General features: G+C 26.4%; 17 protein-coding genes. 11 read left to right on the top strand and 6 right to left on the bottom strand.

Translation table 11 applies throughout. The features are described from left to right. From FDK22_RS14435 to hemW, 4 genes are read right to left on the bottom strand one after another with little or no spacing between them, the layout of a single operon-like run. Positions 1 to 486 carry a hypothetical protein gene (locus FDK22_RS14435; protein ID WP_138153692.1) on the bottom strand — a complete coding sequence of 162 codons (486 nt, stop codon included), beginning with the start codon at positions 484 to 486 and terminating at the stop codon, positions 1 to 3. 54 nt (positions 487 to 540) lie between these two features. After that, on the bottom strand, positions 541 to 2,508 hold the full coding sequence (locus FDK22_RS14430; RefSeq protein WP_138153691.1) for a M3 family metallopeptidase: 1,968 nt from the start codon (positions 2,506 to 2,508) through the stop codon (positions 541 to 543). A 25-nt stretch (positions 2,509 to 2,533) separates the two neighbouring features. Then, complete coding sequence (gene prmC / locus FDK22_RS14425; RefSeq protein ID WP_138153690.1) at positions 2,534 to 3,358, bottom strand: peptide chain release factor N(5)-glutamine methyltransferase; 825 nt, start codon at positions 3,356 to 3,358, stop codon at positions 2,534 to 2,536. Between the two features lie 46 nt (positions 3,359 to 3,404). Then, positions 3,405 to 4,469, bottom strand: a complete 1,065-nt coding sequence (gene hemW / locus FDK22_RS14420) for a radical SAM family heme chaperone HemW (RefSeq protein WP_138153689.1) — start codon at positions 4,467 to 4,469, stop codon at positions 3,405 to 3,407. A gap of 55 nt (positions 4,470 to 4,524) precedes the next feature. Between hemW and FDK22_RS14415 the strand changes: the two genes are divergently transcribed. From FDK22_RS14415 to folP, 5 genes are read left to right on the top strand one after another with little or no spacing between them, the layout of a single operon-like run. Then, on the top strand, positions 4,525 to 5,022 hold the full coding sequence (locus tag FDK22_RS14415; RefSeq protein ID WP_138153688.1) for an RNA pyrophosphohydrolase: 498 nt from the start codon (positions 4,525 to 4,527) through the stop codon (positions 5,020 to 5,022). Positions 5,023 to 5,038: 16 nt separating this feature from the next. Continuing rightward, positions 5,039 to 6,250: an aspartate kinase gene (locus FDK22_RS14410; protein ID WP_138153687.1), complete on the top strand. Its 1,212-nt coding sequence runs from the start codon at positions 5,039 to 5,041 to the stop codon at positions 6,248 to 6,250. 10 nt (positions 6,251 to 6,260) lie between these two features. Next, complete coding sequence (locus FDK22_RS14405) at positions 6,261 to 6,812, top strand: HobA family DNA replication regulator (protein WP_138153686.1); 552 nt, start codon at positions 6,261 to 6,263, stop codon at positions 6,810 to 6,812. Further along, positions 6,812 to 7,447 (top strand): DNA polymerase III subunit delta', encoded by a 636-nt coding sequence (locus FDK22_RS14400; RefSeq protein WP_138153685.1) that lies wholly within the window; start codon positions 6,812 to 6,814, stop codon positions 7,445 to 7,447. Before FDK22_RS14405 ends, FDK22_RS14400 begins: the two co-directional genes overlap by 1 nt. Beyond that, positions 7,444 to 8,253, top strand: a complete 810-nt coding sequence (folP, locus tag FDK22_RS14395) for a dihydropteroate synthase (protein ID WP_138153684.1) — start codon at positions 7,444 to 7,446, stop codon at positions 8,251 to 8,253. The genes FDK22_RS14400 and folP overlap by 4 nt, the downstream gene beginning before the upstream one ends. 4 nt (positions 8,254 to 8,257) lie before the next feature. Here the strand turns inward: folP and FDK22_RS14390 are convergent, their stop codons facing one another. Next, positions 8,258 to 9,088: a prephenate dehydrogenase gene (locus FDK22_RS14390; RefSeq protein WP_138153683.1), complete on the bottom strand. Its 831-nt coding sequence runs from the start codon at positions 9,086 to 9,088 to the stop codon at positions 8,258 to 8,260. Between the two features lie 111 nt (positions 9,089 to 9,199). Here FDK22_RS14390 and bamA point away from each other — a divergent pair, with 111 nt between their 5' ends. The 6 genes from bamA (at position 9,200) to FDK22_RS14360 (ending at position 16,811) form a co-directional block, all read left to right on the top strand. Continuing rightward, complete coding sequence (gene bamA, locus FDK22_RS14385) at positions 9,200 to 11,452, top strand: outer membrane protein assembly factor BamA (protein WP_228711728.1); 2,253 nt, start codon at positions 9,200 to 9,202, stop codon at positions 11,450 to 11,452. Then, positions 11,452 to 12,522 (top strand): dehypoxanthine futalosine cyclase, encoded by a 1,071-nt coding sequence (locus FDK22_RS14380; RefSeq protein WP_138153681.1) that lies wholly within the window; start codon positions 11,452 to 11,454, stop codon positions 12,520 to 12,522. The genes bamA and FDK22_RS14380 overlap by 1 nt, the downstream gene beginning before the upstream one ends. Before the next feature lie 63 nt (positions 12,523 to 12,585). Further along, entirely contained in the window at positions 12,586 to 13,821 is a 1,236-nt protein-coding gene (locus FDK22_RS14375; RefSeq protein WP_138153680.1) for a M16 family metallopeptidase, read from the top strand. A 1-nt stretch (position 13,822) separates the two neighbouring features. Further along, a complete protein-coding gene (locus FDK22_RS14370; protein ID WP_138153679.1) occupies positions 13,823 to 15,097 on the top strand; it encodes a glutamate--tRNA ligase family protein in 1,275 nt (424 codons plus the stop codon). Next, positions 15,094 to 15,372 carry a YggT family protein gene (locus tag FDK22_RS14365; RefSeq protein WP_138153678.1) on the top strand — a complete coding sequence of 93 codons (279 nt, stop codon included), beginning with the start codon at positions 15,094 to 15,096 and terminating at the stop codon, positions 15,370 to 15,372. The genes FDK22_RS14370 and FDK22_RS14365 overlap by 4 nt, the downstream gene beginning before the upstream one ends. Further along, positions 15,372 to 16,811, top strand: coding sequence for a hypothetical protein (locus FDK22_RS14360; protein ID WP_138153677.1), 1,440 nt, complete (start codon positions 15,372 to 15,374; stop codon positions 16,809 to 16,811). Before FDK22_RS14365 ends, FDK22_RS14360 begins: the two co-directional genes overlap by 1 nt. On the opposite strand, the gene FDK22_RS14355 is transcribed toward FDK22_RS14360, so the two are convergent. Then, the gene (locus FDK22_RS14355; RefSeq protein WP_138153676.1) at positions 16,765 to 17,253 is read right to left on the bottom strand and encodes a hypothetical protein; all 489 of its coding nucleotides are present in this window, start codon (positions 17,251 to 17,253) and stop codon (positions 16,765 to 16,767) included. The genes FDK22_RS14360 and FDK22_RS14355 overlap by 47 nt on opposite strands. Positions 17,254 to 17,309: the final 56 nt, after the last annotated feature.

The raw sequence follows: 17,309 nt of genomic DNA, 5'->3' as shown, positions 1-17,309 counted from the left end.
CTATTTATTAAAACCATTAAGAAGTGATGCCATTCTATTTAAATCTATTTTATCTGAGGACTCTTCTTTTTTATCTTCTACTATTATTTCACCAAAAGATTCTTTTATATCTTTTTTAGGAGTTTCAGAAGAATTAATATCTAAAATATTAGAAGAAGTTGAATTATTACCCTCTTCCTCTTTTTTAGAATAGTTTGGTGCAGCAGGATGGTTTTTTTTACTTAATAAACCTTCAATTTTATCTAGCATAGAGCTAATATTTGATGAATCTTTTTCTGTATTATCTTGAAGTTCATTTACATTATCTTCTAATACTCTTTTACTTTCTTCAAGATCTGCTATTTTATCTTTCAAATTGCTAACTTCACTATTTAATTTATTATTCTCATCTTGCAGTTGTTCATAAGAGTTTTGTAACTCTTCATAACCTTTAATCAGTTTCTCTAAAGCGTCATTTAATTTAGCGATAGTCTCAGCATTTGTCATTTAGATATTCCTTATAATTTTTCATATGATTTAAAAGCCATATTATTACAAAAATTAACTAATAATTCCATCAATTTTTAATAAAGAATCTACACTTGGCTCTCTATTTGTTAGTTCAAAGAAAAGTTTGTCCATATCTTTTGAACCTCCATTTTTTAAAATTATATTTTTATATTTAACAGCTAACTCTTTATTTAAAACTTTACCTGAATCAATAAACATAAAAAAAGCATCTGCACTTAATACTTCAGCCCATTTATATGAATAATATCCAGCTGCATATCCACCTGCAAAAATATGGCTAAAACCATTTTGAAATTTATTATATTTAGGTGGATTCATTACTGATACTTTATCTCTTACACTATCTAATACTTTTTGTACTTCATATTCTGTTTCATATAATTTTTGATGTAATTTAAAATCGAATAATGCAAATTCAACTTGTCTTAACATTCCTAAAGATGATTGAAAATTCTTTGCATTTATTATTCTATCAATAGCTTCATCACTTAAAACTTCACCTGTTTCATAGTGTTTTGCAAATAATTTTAGAACCTCTTTATCATATGCAAAGTATTCTAAAAATTGTGATGGGAATTCAACAACATCCCAAGCAACACCAGAAATACCACTAACAAGTGCTTCCGGAACTTTACTTAAAAGATGGTGTAGAGCATGTCCCATTTCATGAAATAGTGTAACAACATCATCATGTCTTAGTAATGATGGTGTATCATCTTTTGCTGGGGGGAAATTACCAACAATATATGCAGTTGGTAATTGTTCTTTACCCTTTGAGTTTATATAGTAAGAGTGCCAATTATTCATCCATGCACCCCCTCTTTTGTCTTTTCTTGATTGTAAGTCTATATAAATTCTAGCAATAGTTTTTCCATCTTCACTTATATCATATACATTAACAGTAGTATCCCATGCTTTTGCATCTGTAAGAGTAAATTTTATGTTAAATACTTCATTTAAAAAATTGAAAAAACCATTTAATACTGAGTTTTGTTCAAAAAATGGTCTATAGTATTCTTGGTCAATATCATATTTAGCTTTTTTAAGCTTTTCGCTGTAATATGCTAAATCATAACTTTTAAGATTTGTAATATTATCTTCTTTTGCATATTCTTCTAATTCTTTAAGTTCCTCTTTTGCTTTATCTTTCCCTTTTAATGCTAATTCTTCTAAAAATCTAACAACTTCTTCTTCTGTTTTAGCCATTTTTGTAGAAAGTGAATATTGTGCATAATTATCAAAACCTAAAATATTAACTTTTTCATATTTTAGTTTTAATATCTCTTCAATAATTTTTCCATTTTCTGGTGCCCTTGTGCAATAAGCTTTATAAATCTCTTCTCTTTTTTCTCTATTTGAACCATAAGTTATATAAGCCAAATAAGATGGCATTTGAAGAGTAAATTTATATTTAGTTTTTCCATCCTCTTCAAACTTAGCTAAAGCTAAATCTGATTGTGGTAATTCTTTAACATCTTCATAGTTATCAATAATCATCTCATAACTATTTGTTGCATTTAAAAGATTTTGCGAAAACTTATGAGATAGTTCACTAAGTTTTAAATTTAACTCTTTAAGTCTGTCTTTCTTTTCATTATTTAAATGACATCCACTTAATTTAAAATCCCTAATTTCATTTTCAAGTACTTTTTTTTGTATATCATTTAAAGAGGTACTATAGTTATCTTGTATATCTTTTAAAGACCTATAAATATTATCATTTTGAGATATGTTAGTTTCATAATCTGAGATTAAAGGAAGGCACTCTTCATAAACTTTTGTCGTTATTTCTGAATTTTTAACAGAATCAATATGAAAAATTGGTGTTAGGAATTCATTTACCCTCTCCCCTATTTCTTCATATGGTTTTACAAAATTTTCATATGTTTTATTTTCAATTTTTAAAAGTTCATCAATTTCATTTTTACTTGTTGTTAACAATACTTCTAAATTACTTTTTGCATTTTCTAAATTACTTATATTAAATTCATTAAACATTTTATTACTCCTATTTTATTTTGATTTATTTTAATTTTAAAGTGAAACCTCTATCAAACTCTTCATAATCTTTGTAGAAATTAAAATCACTTAGATTTAACGATTTTAAATATTTCGTTAAAGGCTCCTTTTGATCATAACCCATTTCACATAAAAGATAAAGAATATCTTTGTTATAAGTTTCATCTATAATCTTTTTTAAAAGTTCATCCCCTATTTTTCCACCAAAAAGTGCATTCTTAGGTTCATATTTTACATTTTCTGGAAGTTTGTAATCATCTGCTATATAAGGAGGATTTGAAATTGTCATAAAAATATCATTCTCAACAACACTTTCATATAAATTACTTAATCTAAAATCTATTTTTTCTTCAACATTATGTTTTTTTGCATTCTCTTTTGCAAGGGTTAATGCATCTTCATTTATATCAACTGCAATTATTTCAATATCTTCTATTAGTTTTGCTAACATTACAGAAATAATTCCAGAACCTGTCCCTATTTCTAAAACTTTAACTTTTGACTTTTGTTCCTTTAAAATCTCAATGGCATTATCTACTAAAAGTTCAGTTTCAGGTCTAGGAATTAATACATTTTCTCTAACAATGAAATTCTCTCCATAAAATGAAGCTTTTTTTATTAAATATTCTATGGGATAGTTTGTTGCTCTTTTTGAGACTAATTTTTTTAATTCTTTTTCTTTTTCAAACTCTATATTATAATTAAGATGTAACCAAATTGGATTTTTATCAAGTAAATATCCAATTAATATCTCAATCTCCTTTGCTGGAATATGAGTTACAAATTTTAATTCTTGTGAATACTTTCTAACACACTCTTTTATAGTCATTTATATTTACCTTATTATAAAAGATGCAATTATAGTCAAAAATAGATTACTCTAGGATATAAAGGGCTAATTCATCTGCTAAAAGAAAATTTTTGTTATAAATATTATCATCTTTTATTATTAGTTTTTGATTTTCAATCAAATCTTTCACTTTTATTTTTTGATTGTCATCTAATATATTTATGTTAAAACCATTTGAACATCTAAGACCTAAAAGTACTTTTTCTATTATAACATCCTCATCACTTAAGTGTTCAATCTCATATTCACAAGGATTCGAGATATACTTCTCTATTAGTTTATTTGGGTAATACCTAACTTTATTAACACAACCAACAGCTCCGGCACCAACACCAATATAGTTTTTATGTTGCCAATAACCAAAATTATGTTTTGATTCATCATCTTTTGTCTTAGAAAAGTTTGAAATTTCATATTGACTAAACCCATTCTCTTCTAAATAGTTAAAAATTTTATAGGACAACTCTTCATCATCAATTTTTATTTCAGATTTATTAAAAAATTTTGTACCCTCTTCTAGTGTTAAAGAATAAGCACTAATATGATTAATTGGTAGTGAGAAAATAGTATCAAAATCATCTTTCAAAGAATCAAAACTATCACCTTCAACTCCGTAAATTATATCACAGTTAATTCTATTAAAACCTATACAAGATGCATTTTGTATAGCAGATATTGCTCCTTTTGAATTATGCGCACGATTTAACTTTTTTAACTTATTATCATCAAAACTTTGTACTCCAAAACTAATTCTATTGACACCATAATCTTTCATCCCTTGAAGCCATTTTAAAGAAGCTGAATTTGGATTACACTCTGTTGTTATCTCTGTATCTTTTGTTTTATATTTATTTATCAATTTGAAAATATTTTCATAATCTTCAATTTTAACTGTACTTGGAGTACCTCCTCCAATAAATACTGTTTGTAAAAATTGATTTTCGCCCATATTTTTTTCAAGTTCAAATTTTAGTTGTTTTTCTAATGCTTTCATATACTCTTTTTTCAAATGAAATCTATCTGTATATGAGTTAAATGCGCAATAGTGGCATTTAGAATCGCAAAATGGAATGTGTAAGTATAAAAGCAATTTTTAATCCTAGTTTTATTATAATATGCGGCTAATTATAAGGGAAATATTATTTATGACTGATAAAAAAAATGACGAATTAAGTAAAGATAAGAAAAAGTATAGACCAAATGTAGCGGCAATAGTACTATCAGCAAAATACCCTGAAAAATGTGAAGTTTTTATTGCTTCAAGAACTGATGTAGATAATGCATGGCAATTCCCCCAAGGTGGGATTGATGATGGAGAATCACCAAGGCAGGCTTTATTTAGAGAGCTTGAAGAAGAGATTGGAACAAGAGAGATTGAAATAATTGCAGAATACCCCCAATGGGTTAGTTATGACTTTCCTCCTTCAATTGCAAAGAAAATGTATCCATTTGATGGACAAATTCAGAAGTATTATTTAGTTAAATTAAAAAAAGGTGCAAAAATAAACATTAATACTCATATCCCTGAGTTTAGTGAATATAAATTTGTAGCTACAAAAAATATATATAATTACATAACTTTTTTTAAAAGGACTGTATATAAACAAGTTTTAAAGTACTTTAAAAAAGAAGGTTATATTTAAAGGTTAGTAAAAGTAGATGTTAAAAGTTTTAAAATTCGGTGGAACAAGTGTAGGGACATTAGAAAGAATTCAAAATGTCGCTGAAATAATCAAAAAAATTAGAGATGAAGGTCATGATATTATTGCGGTAGTATCTGCAATGAGTGGTGAAACAAATAAGTTAATTGAATATGCTGAGTATTATTCAAAAACTCCTAAGGCAGATGAAGTTGATATGCTTTTAAGTTCAGGGGAAAGAGTTACCTCTGCACTACTTTCAATTGCATTAAATGAACAAGGCTACAAAACTACTTCAATGAGTGGTAGAGAAGCTGGTATTGTTACAGATAATGCACATATGAAAGCTAGAATTGAATCTATTGATACTGCGAATATGAAAAAAGCTATTGATGATGGTAAAATAATTATTGTAGCAGGTTTTCAAGGTGTTACAATGGATACAAATAGAGTATCAACACTAGGACGTGGAGGAAGTGACTTAACTGCAGTTGCAATTGCTGGAGCAATTGAAGCTGATGTTTGTGAAATCTATACTGATGTTGATGGGATTTATACAACTGATCCTAGAATAGAACCTAAGGCAAAAAAACTTACACAAATCTCATATGATGAGATGTTAGAATTAGCAAGTGCTGGTGCAAAAGTTCTACAAAACAGATCTGTTGAAATGGCAAAAAAACTAAATGTAAATTTAGTTTCAAGGAGTAGCTTCACCCCTGAGGTTGAAGGAACATTAATAACTAAGGAAGAAAATATTATGGAAAAACCAGTAGTAAGTGGTATTGCATTAGATAAAAACCAAGTAAGAGTTGGTATGTATGGAGTAACAGATAGACCGGGTATTGCTTCAACTATCTTTACTGCTCTTGCAGATGCAAAAATCAACGTTGATATGATTGTACAAACAGTTGGTGTTGACGGTAAAACTGATTTAGATTTCACTATCCCTACTACTGATTGGGAAATTTGTAAAGAAGTTATGGAAACTTTTAAAGGTGAAGTTGGAAATATCGACTATAATGACAAAATTTGTAAAGTTTCAATTGTTGGTGTTGGTATGAAATCACATACAGGTGTTGCATCAAAAGCTTTTACTGCACTAGCAAATGAAAATATTAATATTAGAATAATTTCTACTTCTGAAATTAAAATCTCTGTAATTATTGAGGAAAAATATGCTGAGTTAGCGGTTAGAGTTTTACATGACGCATATAACTTGGATAAATAGGTAGTAAATAGTGCAAGAGTTTTTAAATTGGACAGTGGATACTATTAGGGAAGATAGACTTATCTCCCCTTGGCTAGAGGAAAAAAAATATGAATGGGTTCCTCTAGTTTCTAAATCTATAATAAATATATTTGAAAAAGGGTGTTCTGTTCTTATTATTACAGATAGTGAAAGAGATTGGTTCTTAAAATATATTTTAACTAATCTAAATTCAAATAGAAAAAATAGACCATTTTTGCCCTTTTACAATTTTAAATCATTCTATAAAGATTTAGATGATTTAAAAACTGAAGATGATATTAGTTTTATAAAAGATATGTTAAATATCTCTTTTCCAAATGGCTATTGTTTTTGGTATATTGGTAAAAGTAATGATATAAGAGCTAATTTACCTAAATTTTCAAAAAACTCATTTCTTTGGATTTTTGATGAAGAGATACAAGATGCTTTTAATTTAAAAACAAGTGATGAAGCTTTAGATATGAAACTATTGCAAATGTTTAGATTATTTGATAAAACTTTAAATGCTGCACTTTTTGCAGAAATTAACGTAGAGCATTAATGATAGAAAATAGAATTGAAACTCCACATATTTTAATAGTTAATGATATTGAAGAGACTTTAAACTCTTTAGTTAGTCATTATCCTAAACATCAAGTTAGAATTATTAGAAATGAAGAAAAGGATGAATTCTTATTAGCTCAAGCAAATTTAGCTGTTAAAGAAGCCTATATCTCATCAAATGAAAAGAAATATATAATTCTTTGTGGTAAAACTTTTAGAAGTGAAGCTCAAAACTCTTTATTAAAAGTTTTAGAAGAACCACCTAATAATATTGTATTTATAATAATTACAAATTCTAAATCTTCAATTTTACCAACTATTTTTTCGAGAATTCCCCATAAATTTTTAAAAAGAAGTGTATTAAGAAATGAAATTGATATGGATATTTCTAGATTAGATTTAAAAGAATTATATGCTTTTTTAAAAGAGAATCAAAGAATTAACAAAAATGATGCAAAAAAAATTGTTGAAACAATCTTATTTAAAGTTAATTCTCAAAAAATTAAATTAAGTCAAAAAGAACTTGAATTATTTTCTAAATCAATTAAACTATTAGATTTGAACTCAAGACCTATAAATGTTTTAACAACTTTACTTTTAATGCTTTTAAATAGAGAAAAAGATTTTAGATGAATTATACAAAAACAAAAATAATGGGTGTCATAAATGCAAATGAAGACTCATTTTTTCAAAATAGTAGGTTTGAAGGTAAAAATGCCATTATTAGAATAGAACAGATGATTGAAGATAAGGCAAAAATAATAGATTTAGGTGGTGTTTCTAGTAGACCAGGTTCTGCACCTGTATCTATAAAAGAAGAACTATCACGGGTAAAACCAATAATTGATTTAGTCTATGAACAAAAACTTTATGAAAAAGTATTATTTTCTTTAGATTCATATGAACCAAAAGTTTTAGAGTATGCTTTAGATAGAGGTTTTAAAATTGTAAATGATATTACGGGACTTCAAAATGATGAAGTTTGTAAAATAACTGCGAAATACAATGCAACAGCAGTAATAATGCATATGCAAAATGACCCTTTAAATATGCAAAAAAATCCTGAATATAAAAATGTTATTTTAGATATTGAAGATTTTTTTAAAGAAAGAATTGAAAAAGCAAAACAATTTGGTATAAAAGATATTGTTCTTGATGTGGGTATTGGTTTTGGGAAAACACTTGATCATAACTTACAACTAATAAAAAATCTAAAATATTTCAAACATTTTGGTTATGAATTATTAGTAGGAGCAAGTAGAAAATCTATGATTAATATGATTTGCCCTACTTCAATAGAAGAAAGATTACCTGGTACCTTGGCAATCCATCTTGAATCTATTAAAAATGAAGCATCTATTATTAGATGTCATGATGTAAAAGAGCATTACCAAGCTATAAAGGTTTTTGAAGCAATAAATAGTGCTGAAATACTGTAATAAATTACAGTATTTCATGTAGTGTGTTAGCTTTTTTCATCCATTCTTTTAAACTTTTATAATCCTCTTTCTCAATCATTTGCCTAACATCTTTCATGTTTTCTTCAAATAAATCAATCGATTTCAAAAGATTATTTCTATTTTGTCTGAAAATATCAGTCCACATATCTGGGCTTGATTTTGCAATTCTACTCATATCTTTAAATCCACCTGCCGCTAAAGCTATAATTGATCTTGGGTCTTCATGATTCATAACTGTATTTGCAAGGGAGTATGAAATAGCGTGAGGAAGATGAGACATATAACAAGCATGGATATCATGATCTTTTGAATTCATATATATAATTCTCATTCCAATTTGTTGAAATATATCTATTGCTCTTTGTTTATGTAATTCATCATTTTCTTCTAAATCACATAAAACAACTGCTTTACCTTCATATAAATAATCTATTGCAGCCTCAGGTCCAAATTTTTCCGTTCCTGTCATAGGGTGAGCAGCAACAAAATTTTTTCTTATTTCTTGAGGAATATTTTTTACGATGATTTCTTTTGTTGATCCCATATCTATTATTGTAGTATTATCATCAACATCTTTCAAATCATCCATTAAACCAATTATTGAATCAACTGGAATAGCTAAAACAATAATATCACACTCTTTTTTTAATTCATCAAGGGGTAATAATCTATCTACTAAATCTAATTCTAAAATTTTTTCTATTGTTTTTGGTGTTCTTGCGTATCCATATACCTTGTCACAGATAGAATATTTTTTAAGAGCCTTTGAAAAAGAACCTCCCATTAAACCTAAACCTATAATACCAATATTCAAATTTCATACCTTATAAATAATTTTTTTTGAGATGAGATTATATCTTAACCATCCTATAAAGTTTATTTAGATACATTTATGCTTAAAATATTTAGCATAATAAGGATAACTGTGAAAAGAAAAAGTATCTTATTTTCAATGGCTTTAGCTTCACTGCTTCAAGCTGAGCAAATTACTTCAATCGAATATGTAAACCTAACAAAAATCTCTACTAGTATTGCAAATGACACTTTAGGAGTTAGAATTGGGGAAGAATTAGACCCAAACAAAGTTAATAAGGCAATAAAAGAGTTTTATAAATACAACTACTTTGATGATATTACGGCATCAATTGATAATGGAAAACTAAAAATCCTTTTCAAAGAAAAACCTTCCATTGCTAATGTAGATATAACAGGGTATAAACAAAGAGAAGATGATATTGAAGTACTAAAAAATCAAATTGGTATTAAAAAAGGTAGAATGTATTCTACAAAACTAATAAAAGATTCTAAAGAAGCTCTTTTAAAAGAGTTAGAAAAAGAAGGATATATTAATTCAGTTGTTGAAGTTGATATTGAAAACTTAAGTGAAGATGCTGTTTCTGTTACTTTTAATGTAAACAAAGGTGATGAGATAGTTATCAAAAAAGTAAATTATTTTGGTTCTAAAAATCTAGAATCAAGTCAATTTGAAAAAGTTACTGCAAATAAAGAACAAGAGATGTTATCTTGGTTGCCAATATTTAATGATGGTGAATTAAAAGCTGAAGAATTGCAATATGATAGTAGAAGAATTCAAGAATTATATTTTGAAAATGGTTATCTTGATGCCAAAGTTCAAAATCCATTTCTAGAAGTTGATTTTGCTTCAAATCAAGCAGACCTAGACTTTTATATAGATGAAGGGATTCAATATAAAACTAATTCAATCACAATTTATTTAAATCAAGAGATTTTAGACCCAAAAGATATCTATCCAGAATTAAAACTAAAAAAAGATAAAGTTTTCAATGTTAAGATGTTAAGACGTGATGCAAATTATATTAAAAATATGGTTGCTGACCGAGGATATGCCTTTACACAAGTTAACTATGATATTAAAAAAGATGAAAAAAATGGAACAGCAGATATTATTTTTAATGTAATACCAGGAGATGTTGTTTCAATTAGAGATGTTAAAATTTCAGGAAACAGCAGAACACTAGATAGAGTTATTAGAAGAAATGTTTATTTAGCTCCAGGAGATTTATACAATCAAACTGATTACAATGACTCGATAAATAAACTAAGAAGAAGTGGATTCTTTGAAGATGTATCAATTGAACAAAAAAGAGTTTCTGCTGATACTATGGATATTATTGTAAAAGTAAAAGAAGCTCCAACAGGAAATATTATTCTTGGTGGGGGATATGGTTCTTACGATGGATTTATGCTTAGTGGATCTTTAAATGAGAAAAATCTTTTTGGTTCAGGTATTGGTTTTTCATTTTCAGGAGATATCTCTGAAAAAACACAAGATTTTTCGATAAATCTTTCTAACCCATCTATTAGAGATAGTAAATATAGTGGACAGATTGAAATACATGCAGATAGTACAGAAATAAATAATGATGTTTATGATTTAGACAAACAATCAAATGGTTTTTCTGTTACAGTAGGTCGAGAGATTATTAGAAACTTAAGAGCTGGATTAACATATAGATTTGACTCGATTACTGAAGATTATACATATGAAGATGGATTTGTATTTGATCCAACAAAAAAATATTATGAGGATCAAGAGTATACTACTAGTTCATTAACGCCATATTTTAGTTTTGACAACACTAATGATTATTATAACCCGACAGAAGGGTTTAAGCTTGGTTCTTCATTAGAGTATGCAGGGCTTGGTGGTGATTCAAAATATATTAAATCTTCATCTTATTTAAAAACATTTTATTCATTAGAAGATAAATTTGATTTAAATTGGATATTTAGATATAAACTTCAAGCCAAAATTTTAATTGATAATGGACAAATTAATCAAGGAGATTCATTATATTTAGGTGGAACTAAATCATTAAGAGGTTATAAATCATATGCATTTGGACCAAACAATGATGATGGTATTATTGAAGATCCTTATAAAATGATGGCGGCAAACTCTTTTGAAGTTAGTTTCCCATTAATTGAAGATATGAAGATGAGATGGGGATTATTTTATGATTATGGTATGATTGGACAAGATGGTTTTGATGATATTCAAAGATCTTCTACTGGTGCTTTATTTGAATGGGTATCTCCATTTGGACCACTTACTTTAATATTTGCTCAACCAATTGATAATGAAGATACTGATGATATATCAAATTTCGAATTTTCTTTAGGGTCTACATTCTAATGGTTAAAAAAATAGATTATGCAAACAAAAGACTAAGTAATGAAGAAGCATTAGATTTAATAAAAAATGCTTCTTTAGTTGAGTTAGGGAAATTAGCAACACAAAAAAAAGAACAATTACATCCAAAAAAAGTAACAACGTTTGTAGTTGATAGAAATATAAATTATACAAATGTTTGTTGGGTAGATTGTAAGTTTTGTGCTTTTTATAGACATAAAAAAGATGATGACTCATATGTTTTATCATATGATGAAATAGATAAAAAAATTGAAGAACTACTTGCTATAGGTGGTACTCAAATTCTTATGCAAGGTGGGGTTCACCCAAATTTAAAAATTGATTATTATGAGGATTTAGTTGAGCATATTCATACTAAATTTCCACAAATCACCCTGCACTCTTTTTCTGCAATAGAAATATCTTTTATTGCAAAAGTATCAAAAATTTCAAAATTAGAAGTTTTAAAAAGATTACAAGCTAAAGGATTAAGTTCTATTCCAGGAGCTGGTGCTGAAATTTTAAGTGATAGAGTTAGAGATATAATAGCTCCTAAAAAAATTGATGCTGCTGAGTGGATTGAAATACATAAACTAGCTCACTCAATTGGAATGAAAACAACTGCAACAATGATGTTTGGTACAGTTGAAACAGATGAAGAGATTATTGAACATTGGGAAATGATTAGAAAACTTCAAGATGAAACAAATGGATTTAGAGCCTTTATTATGTGGTCTTTTCAAAGTGATAACACACAATTAAAAGATGAGATTCCAGATTTAAAACCACAATCATCAAATAGATATTTAAGATTACTAGCAGTTGCAAGACTTTATTTAGATAATTTCCCTAATATTCAAAGTTCATGGGTAACACAAGGAAGTTATATAGGTCAAATGGCTCTAAAATTTGGAGCAAATGACTTAGGTTCTACAATGATGGAAGAAAATGTAGTTGCAGCAGCAGGTGCAACTAATTGTATGAATCAAGATGAAATGATACAACTTATAAGAGATGTTGGTGAAAACCCAGCAAAAAGAAACACTGCATATGAGATATTAGAGAGGTTTTAACCTTTTATGAAAACATATTTTTCAAAAATTTTATTAACATTTTTATTTTTACAAGGATTTTTAATGGCTGCTACCATAAAGCATATTAATATAAAAGGAGTAAATATTCCAGTAGTATTTGAAGAAAACAAAAATCTTCCAATATTAAACTTACAGTTAGTATTTAAAAACTCTGGATATATTCAAGATAACATAAGTGGCCTAGCTTCAACTTCAGCTAAACTTTTAAATGAAGGTACAAAAAAATTAGGTAGTACAAAATTTGCAGAAAAATTAGAAAACTCAGCTATATCACTAAATGCTTCAACTGGTTTTGAAACTTTTGTAATTGAATTATCTTCTATTAAAGATGTTCATGAAAAAGCTATTAAACTTCTAAAAAATCTTTTGGAAGATCCTAATTACGATGAAAAAGTTTTAGAAAAAATCAAAACAATTACAAGTGGCTCTTTAAAGAGAAAAGAGAACGATTACGATTACCTAGCTAGTAAAAACTTAAAAGAGATAATCTTTAAAGATACTCCTTTAGCTAATCCATCATCTGGTACAATTGACTCTATATCAAAAATTAAATTAAATGATATCAAAAACTTTTTAGATAAGTCTTTAGATTTAAACAATCTTATTATTGTTGTGGGTGGAGATTTTAACTTTGATGAGATTGAAGGTAAAATTAAAGAGCTTGTAAAAGCTCTTAATAATAAAAATAAAAATAAGTTAACAAAAATAAAAGTTAATGAAACAACACAAACTAATACTGTAAAAAAAGAAACTCAACAAGCATATATTTATTTTGGTAGTCCATTTTATGTTGATGTAAAAGATGAAAATTCATATATGGCAAAAGTTGCTTCTTTTATACTAGGTGGAAGTGGTTTTGGTTCTAGACTGATGGAAGAGATAAGAGTAAAAAGGGGACTTGCTTATTCAGCATATGGTTATGTGTCTCAAAATAAATCACACTCTTATTTTACAGGTTACTTACAAACAAAAAATGAAAGTGCAAATGAAGCTGTTAAACTTGTAAAAGAGTTAGTTAAAGATTTTGTTAAAAGTGGTGTTACAAAAGAGGAACTAGAATCTGCTAAAAAATTTTTATTAGGTAGTGAACCTTTACGAACTGAAACTTTATCAAGTAGATTAAATAGAGCTTTTACTAATTATTATAGGGGATTAGAACAAGACCATTCTCAAAAAGAACTTGAAAAAATAGAATCTTTAAAACTTGAGGATTTAAATCAATATATTAAATCTCACAAAGAGATTAACAAATTATCTTTTTCTATTATAAGGAAATAGTTTGGTAAGATTTAGAGTTAGCGCAACTAAACATTTAGATATTGAAACTTTGAGAATTGGTATATTTAATTATATCTTATCAAAAAAATTAGACAAACCTTTATTAATTAGCATTGATGATACAGATAAACAAAACAATATTGAAAATATAGAAAAAGAGATACTTGAACTTTTAAATCTATTTTCAATTGACCATGAAAGAGTAGTTTATCAAAGTGAAAATTTGAAATACCATCAAAAAATCATTATGCAGTTAATGGCAAAAAAAGAAGCTTATTCATGTTTTTGTTCCGAAGAAAAACTAAATGAGTTAAAAGAGGAAGCAAAAAAAGCAAATAAACCTATTAGATATGATGGTTTCTGTTCAACTTTATCTGACGAGACTGTTTTAAATTGTAATGCACCTTTTACAGTTAGAATTAAAGAACCGGACAGTAAAGTAACTATTAATGATTTATTAAAAGGTGAGATAAGTTATCAACCTTATGAAATAGATTCATATATTGCTTTAGCACATGATAAAATGCCTAAAAAAGTTTATGCAAGTGCTATTGATGATATGTTATATAATATCTCAACTGTTGTTTCTAATGATGGTGAGTCAATTAATGCTGCTAGAGAAACTTATACTAGAGCTTTATTATCATACGACACAAAAATAGATTATTTACACTTGCCAGAAATATCAAATAATAAGTCTTTAAATAATGTTAAATGGTTTATTGATGAGGGTTATTTACCAAGTGCCATTGCAAACTATTTGGTATCTATAAGTTTAAAAGATGAAAATAAAGTTTTTTCTTTAGAGGATATTATTAAATCTTTTGATGTAAAAAACATCATTAATAATAATATTGTTTTTGATATTGATGAATTAAAAAAAATAAATAAAAAGCATATAGAGTTAATGGATAATCTTAGATTATCAAAAATCCTATCTTATGCTGACGCTGATATAGGAAATCTTGCAAAACTATTTTTAACTGAAGTTAGTACAATAAAAGAATTAAAAGAAAAAATAACTTTAATTTTTCAAACTAAAGAAGAAAACAGTACTTTAAAAGATGGGATTTTAGAACTAAAAAGTTGCATGAATAAGGCACCTTTTTTCAATAATTTTAATGAATTAAAAAAATATATTGAAAATAATACTAGTTTAAAAGAAAATGAGATTGAAAAAATAATCACTTATCTGGTTTTGGGTAATGAAAATGGGCCAGATATGAATAATATTTACCCTTTAATTAAAAATTATATTGGAGAAATTATAAAATGATGGATGCATTTTTAGGATCGGTTTTTACAGTAATATTATCTGTTATTACACTTTATAAATGGGTTATTATTATTTCAGCTTTATTATCTTGGGTAAGGCCTGATCCATATAACCCTATTGTTCAGATGCTTTATAGATTGACGGAACCTGCATATTCATTGGTAAGAAGATTTATTCCTACTGTTTTTGGTGGAATGGATTTAGCTCCATTAATTGTAATTTTAGTTTTAATTTTTCTAGAAACATTTCTTGGCAGACTATTTATGGGAATCTAATGAGATACATTCTTCTTTTTTGTTTCTTTTTAATAGTTTCTAACGCTGATGACAATTCTTTTTCAAAAGAGTTCGAAGATATTAAACTGATTCAAAAAGGTATAAAAAGGGATTTTTATATAAATGAATTATTGAAAAAAGATGTCTCTTCTGAAATAGCTTATGAAAGTTTATCTTTAATTGATAATATGAATAATGAGTTATTTTTTAATTTTGCAAAAAAATATAATCATGATGAGACTTTTGCTGTTGCACAATGTATGAATATGAGTGTAAAAGATCTTATAAATACATATGCAGATTGTATTGTTTTGGGGCTTGATACAAAAAAACTTTCAAGATTATCAGCAATTGAATTTGATTTAATAAAACAAAAAGTCAACAACAAATACCCTGATTTTTCAAATAAATTAAAAGTGGTCTCAGCGGCAATCCCTTTTACAAAACTAATTACTCAGAAAAAAGACGATTTTTACGATATATTTTTAAATGTAAATAAAGAATTTAGACAAAAATATTTTAATTATAAATTACCTAAAAGAAGTTTTGAAAAAATTTTTATAGATAAAGAAAAATTTAATCAATTTTTAAACATCTCTTTAACAGATTCAAAATTAGACAATTTAAATAGTTCTCTACTTGAAATTGATGATAAAGAGTTAAACTTTACATCATCTTTTCTTCTTGGATTAAGTAATATAAAAATAAATAATTTTAATCAAGCATTTATTTATTTTAATAATGCACTTTTAAAAACAAGTTCTCAATATCAAATTGATAAAATTAACTTTTGGTTGTATAAAATCACAAAAGATGAAACTTATTTAAATAATCTTTTAAATAGCAATGAATTAAATTTCTATTCATATAATGCAATTGAAATTGTTAAAAAAGATATTGATTTAGGTACATTATTAACTAAAATTGAAAATATAGACTCGTTAAGAAAAGAGTATGATACAAATAGAATCGCCCTACTTTATTCACTTGCTAAAACTAAATCAAACTTTGATTTAAATATGATTTCTAGGGACTTTAATGTTGGAATATTCCAATTAAAAGTTGATTTAATTGATTCAATTTCTAATCTTCTAAATTTAGAAAAAGAGAATGAAAAAATAGATTATTTTAATATTGATGAAAACTTAAAATTTGCAAATATTCATATTTCAAATATTGAGAATAGATATAAAAACCCTTTATTGGTTTCTATTGTTTTTGATGGGGTAAAGATAAATTTTGAAAAAATAGAACTTAATACTTTAGAACCTTACATATCTTTAGAGTTATTACTAAAAGATAATTTAGAAGAAAAGAAAAACTTTTTAATGTATTATGTTTTATACTATAATTCATTAACAAAAAAAAGTAAAGATAAAATATCTTTACAATCTATTTTTGAAAATTTAATGAAACCGATCCATAAACTGGATGAATAATTCTTAGATTTAGTTCTGTAACATCTTTTTTATTATCAAAATGTATTAAATAATAATCTGCCCATTGATTTTTTAAGGGAATAATTTCAACTATATCTGAATCATTTGAAACCTTAACCATAGTTTTTGGCTTATCATTATTTAATGTAACTCTAAATCTATTTTTTACTAAATCATGATTTTCTTGATTTTTAATATGAATTCCAACAACAAAACTATCTAATTTATCTGTTTCATATTTTTTAGAAATTTTATTTAAATATGTACCAAATATCATAACTTTTAATGAACCATTATAAATTAAATCTCTTTTCTTAGTATATTGTATTGCCATAGGACTTTGATTAGTATTTTTAAATCCCTTCAAGGAATCATTTCTTTTTGCACAACCAATAAAAACAAATGAAATTATTAAGGCAGAAATTAATATATTTTTTTTCATTAAAGTATATCTCCAAATATTTGATAAATGGAATTTTACACTAAAGTTACTTTAAC

This window comes from Arcobacter arenosus, from assembly GCF_005771535.1.
Lineage (GTDB): Bacteria > Campylobacterota > Campylobacteria > Campylobacterales > Arcobacteraceae > Halarcobacter > Halarcobacter arenosus.
This window is presented reverse-complemented; position numbering and strand designations above follow the sequence as displayed.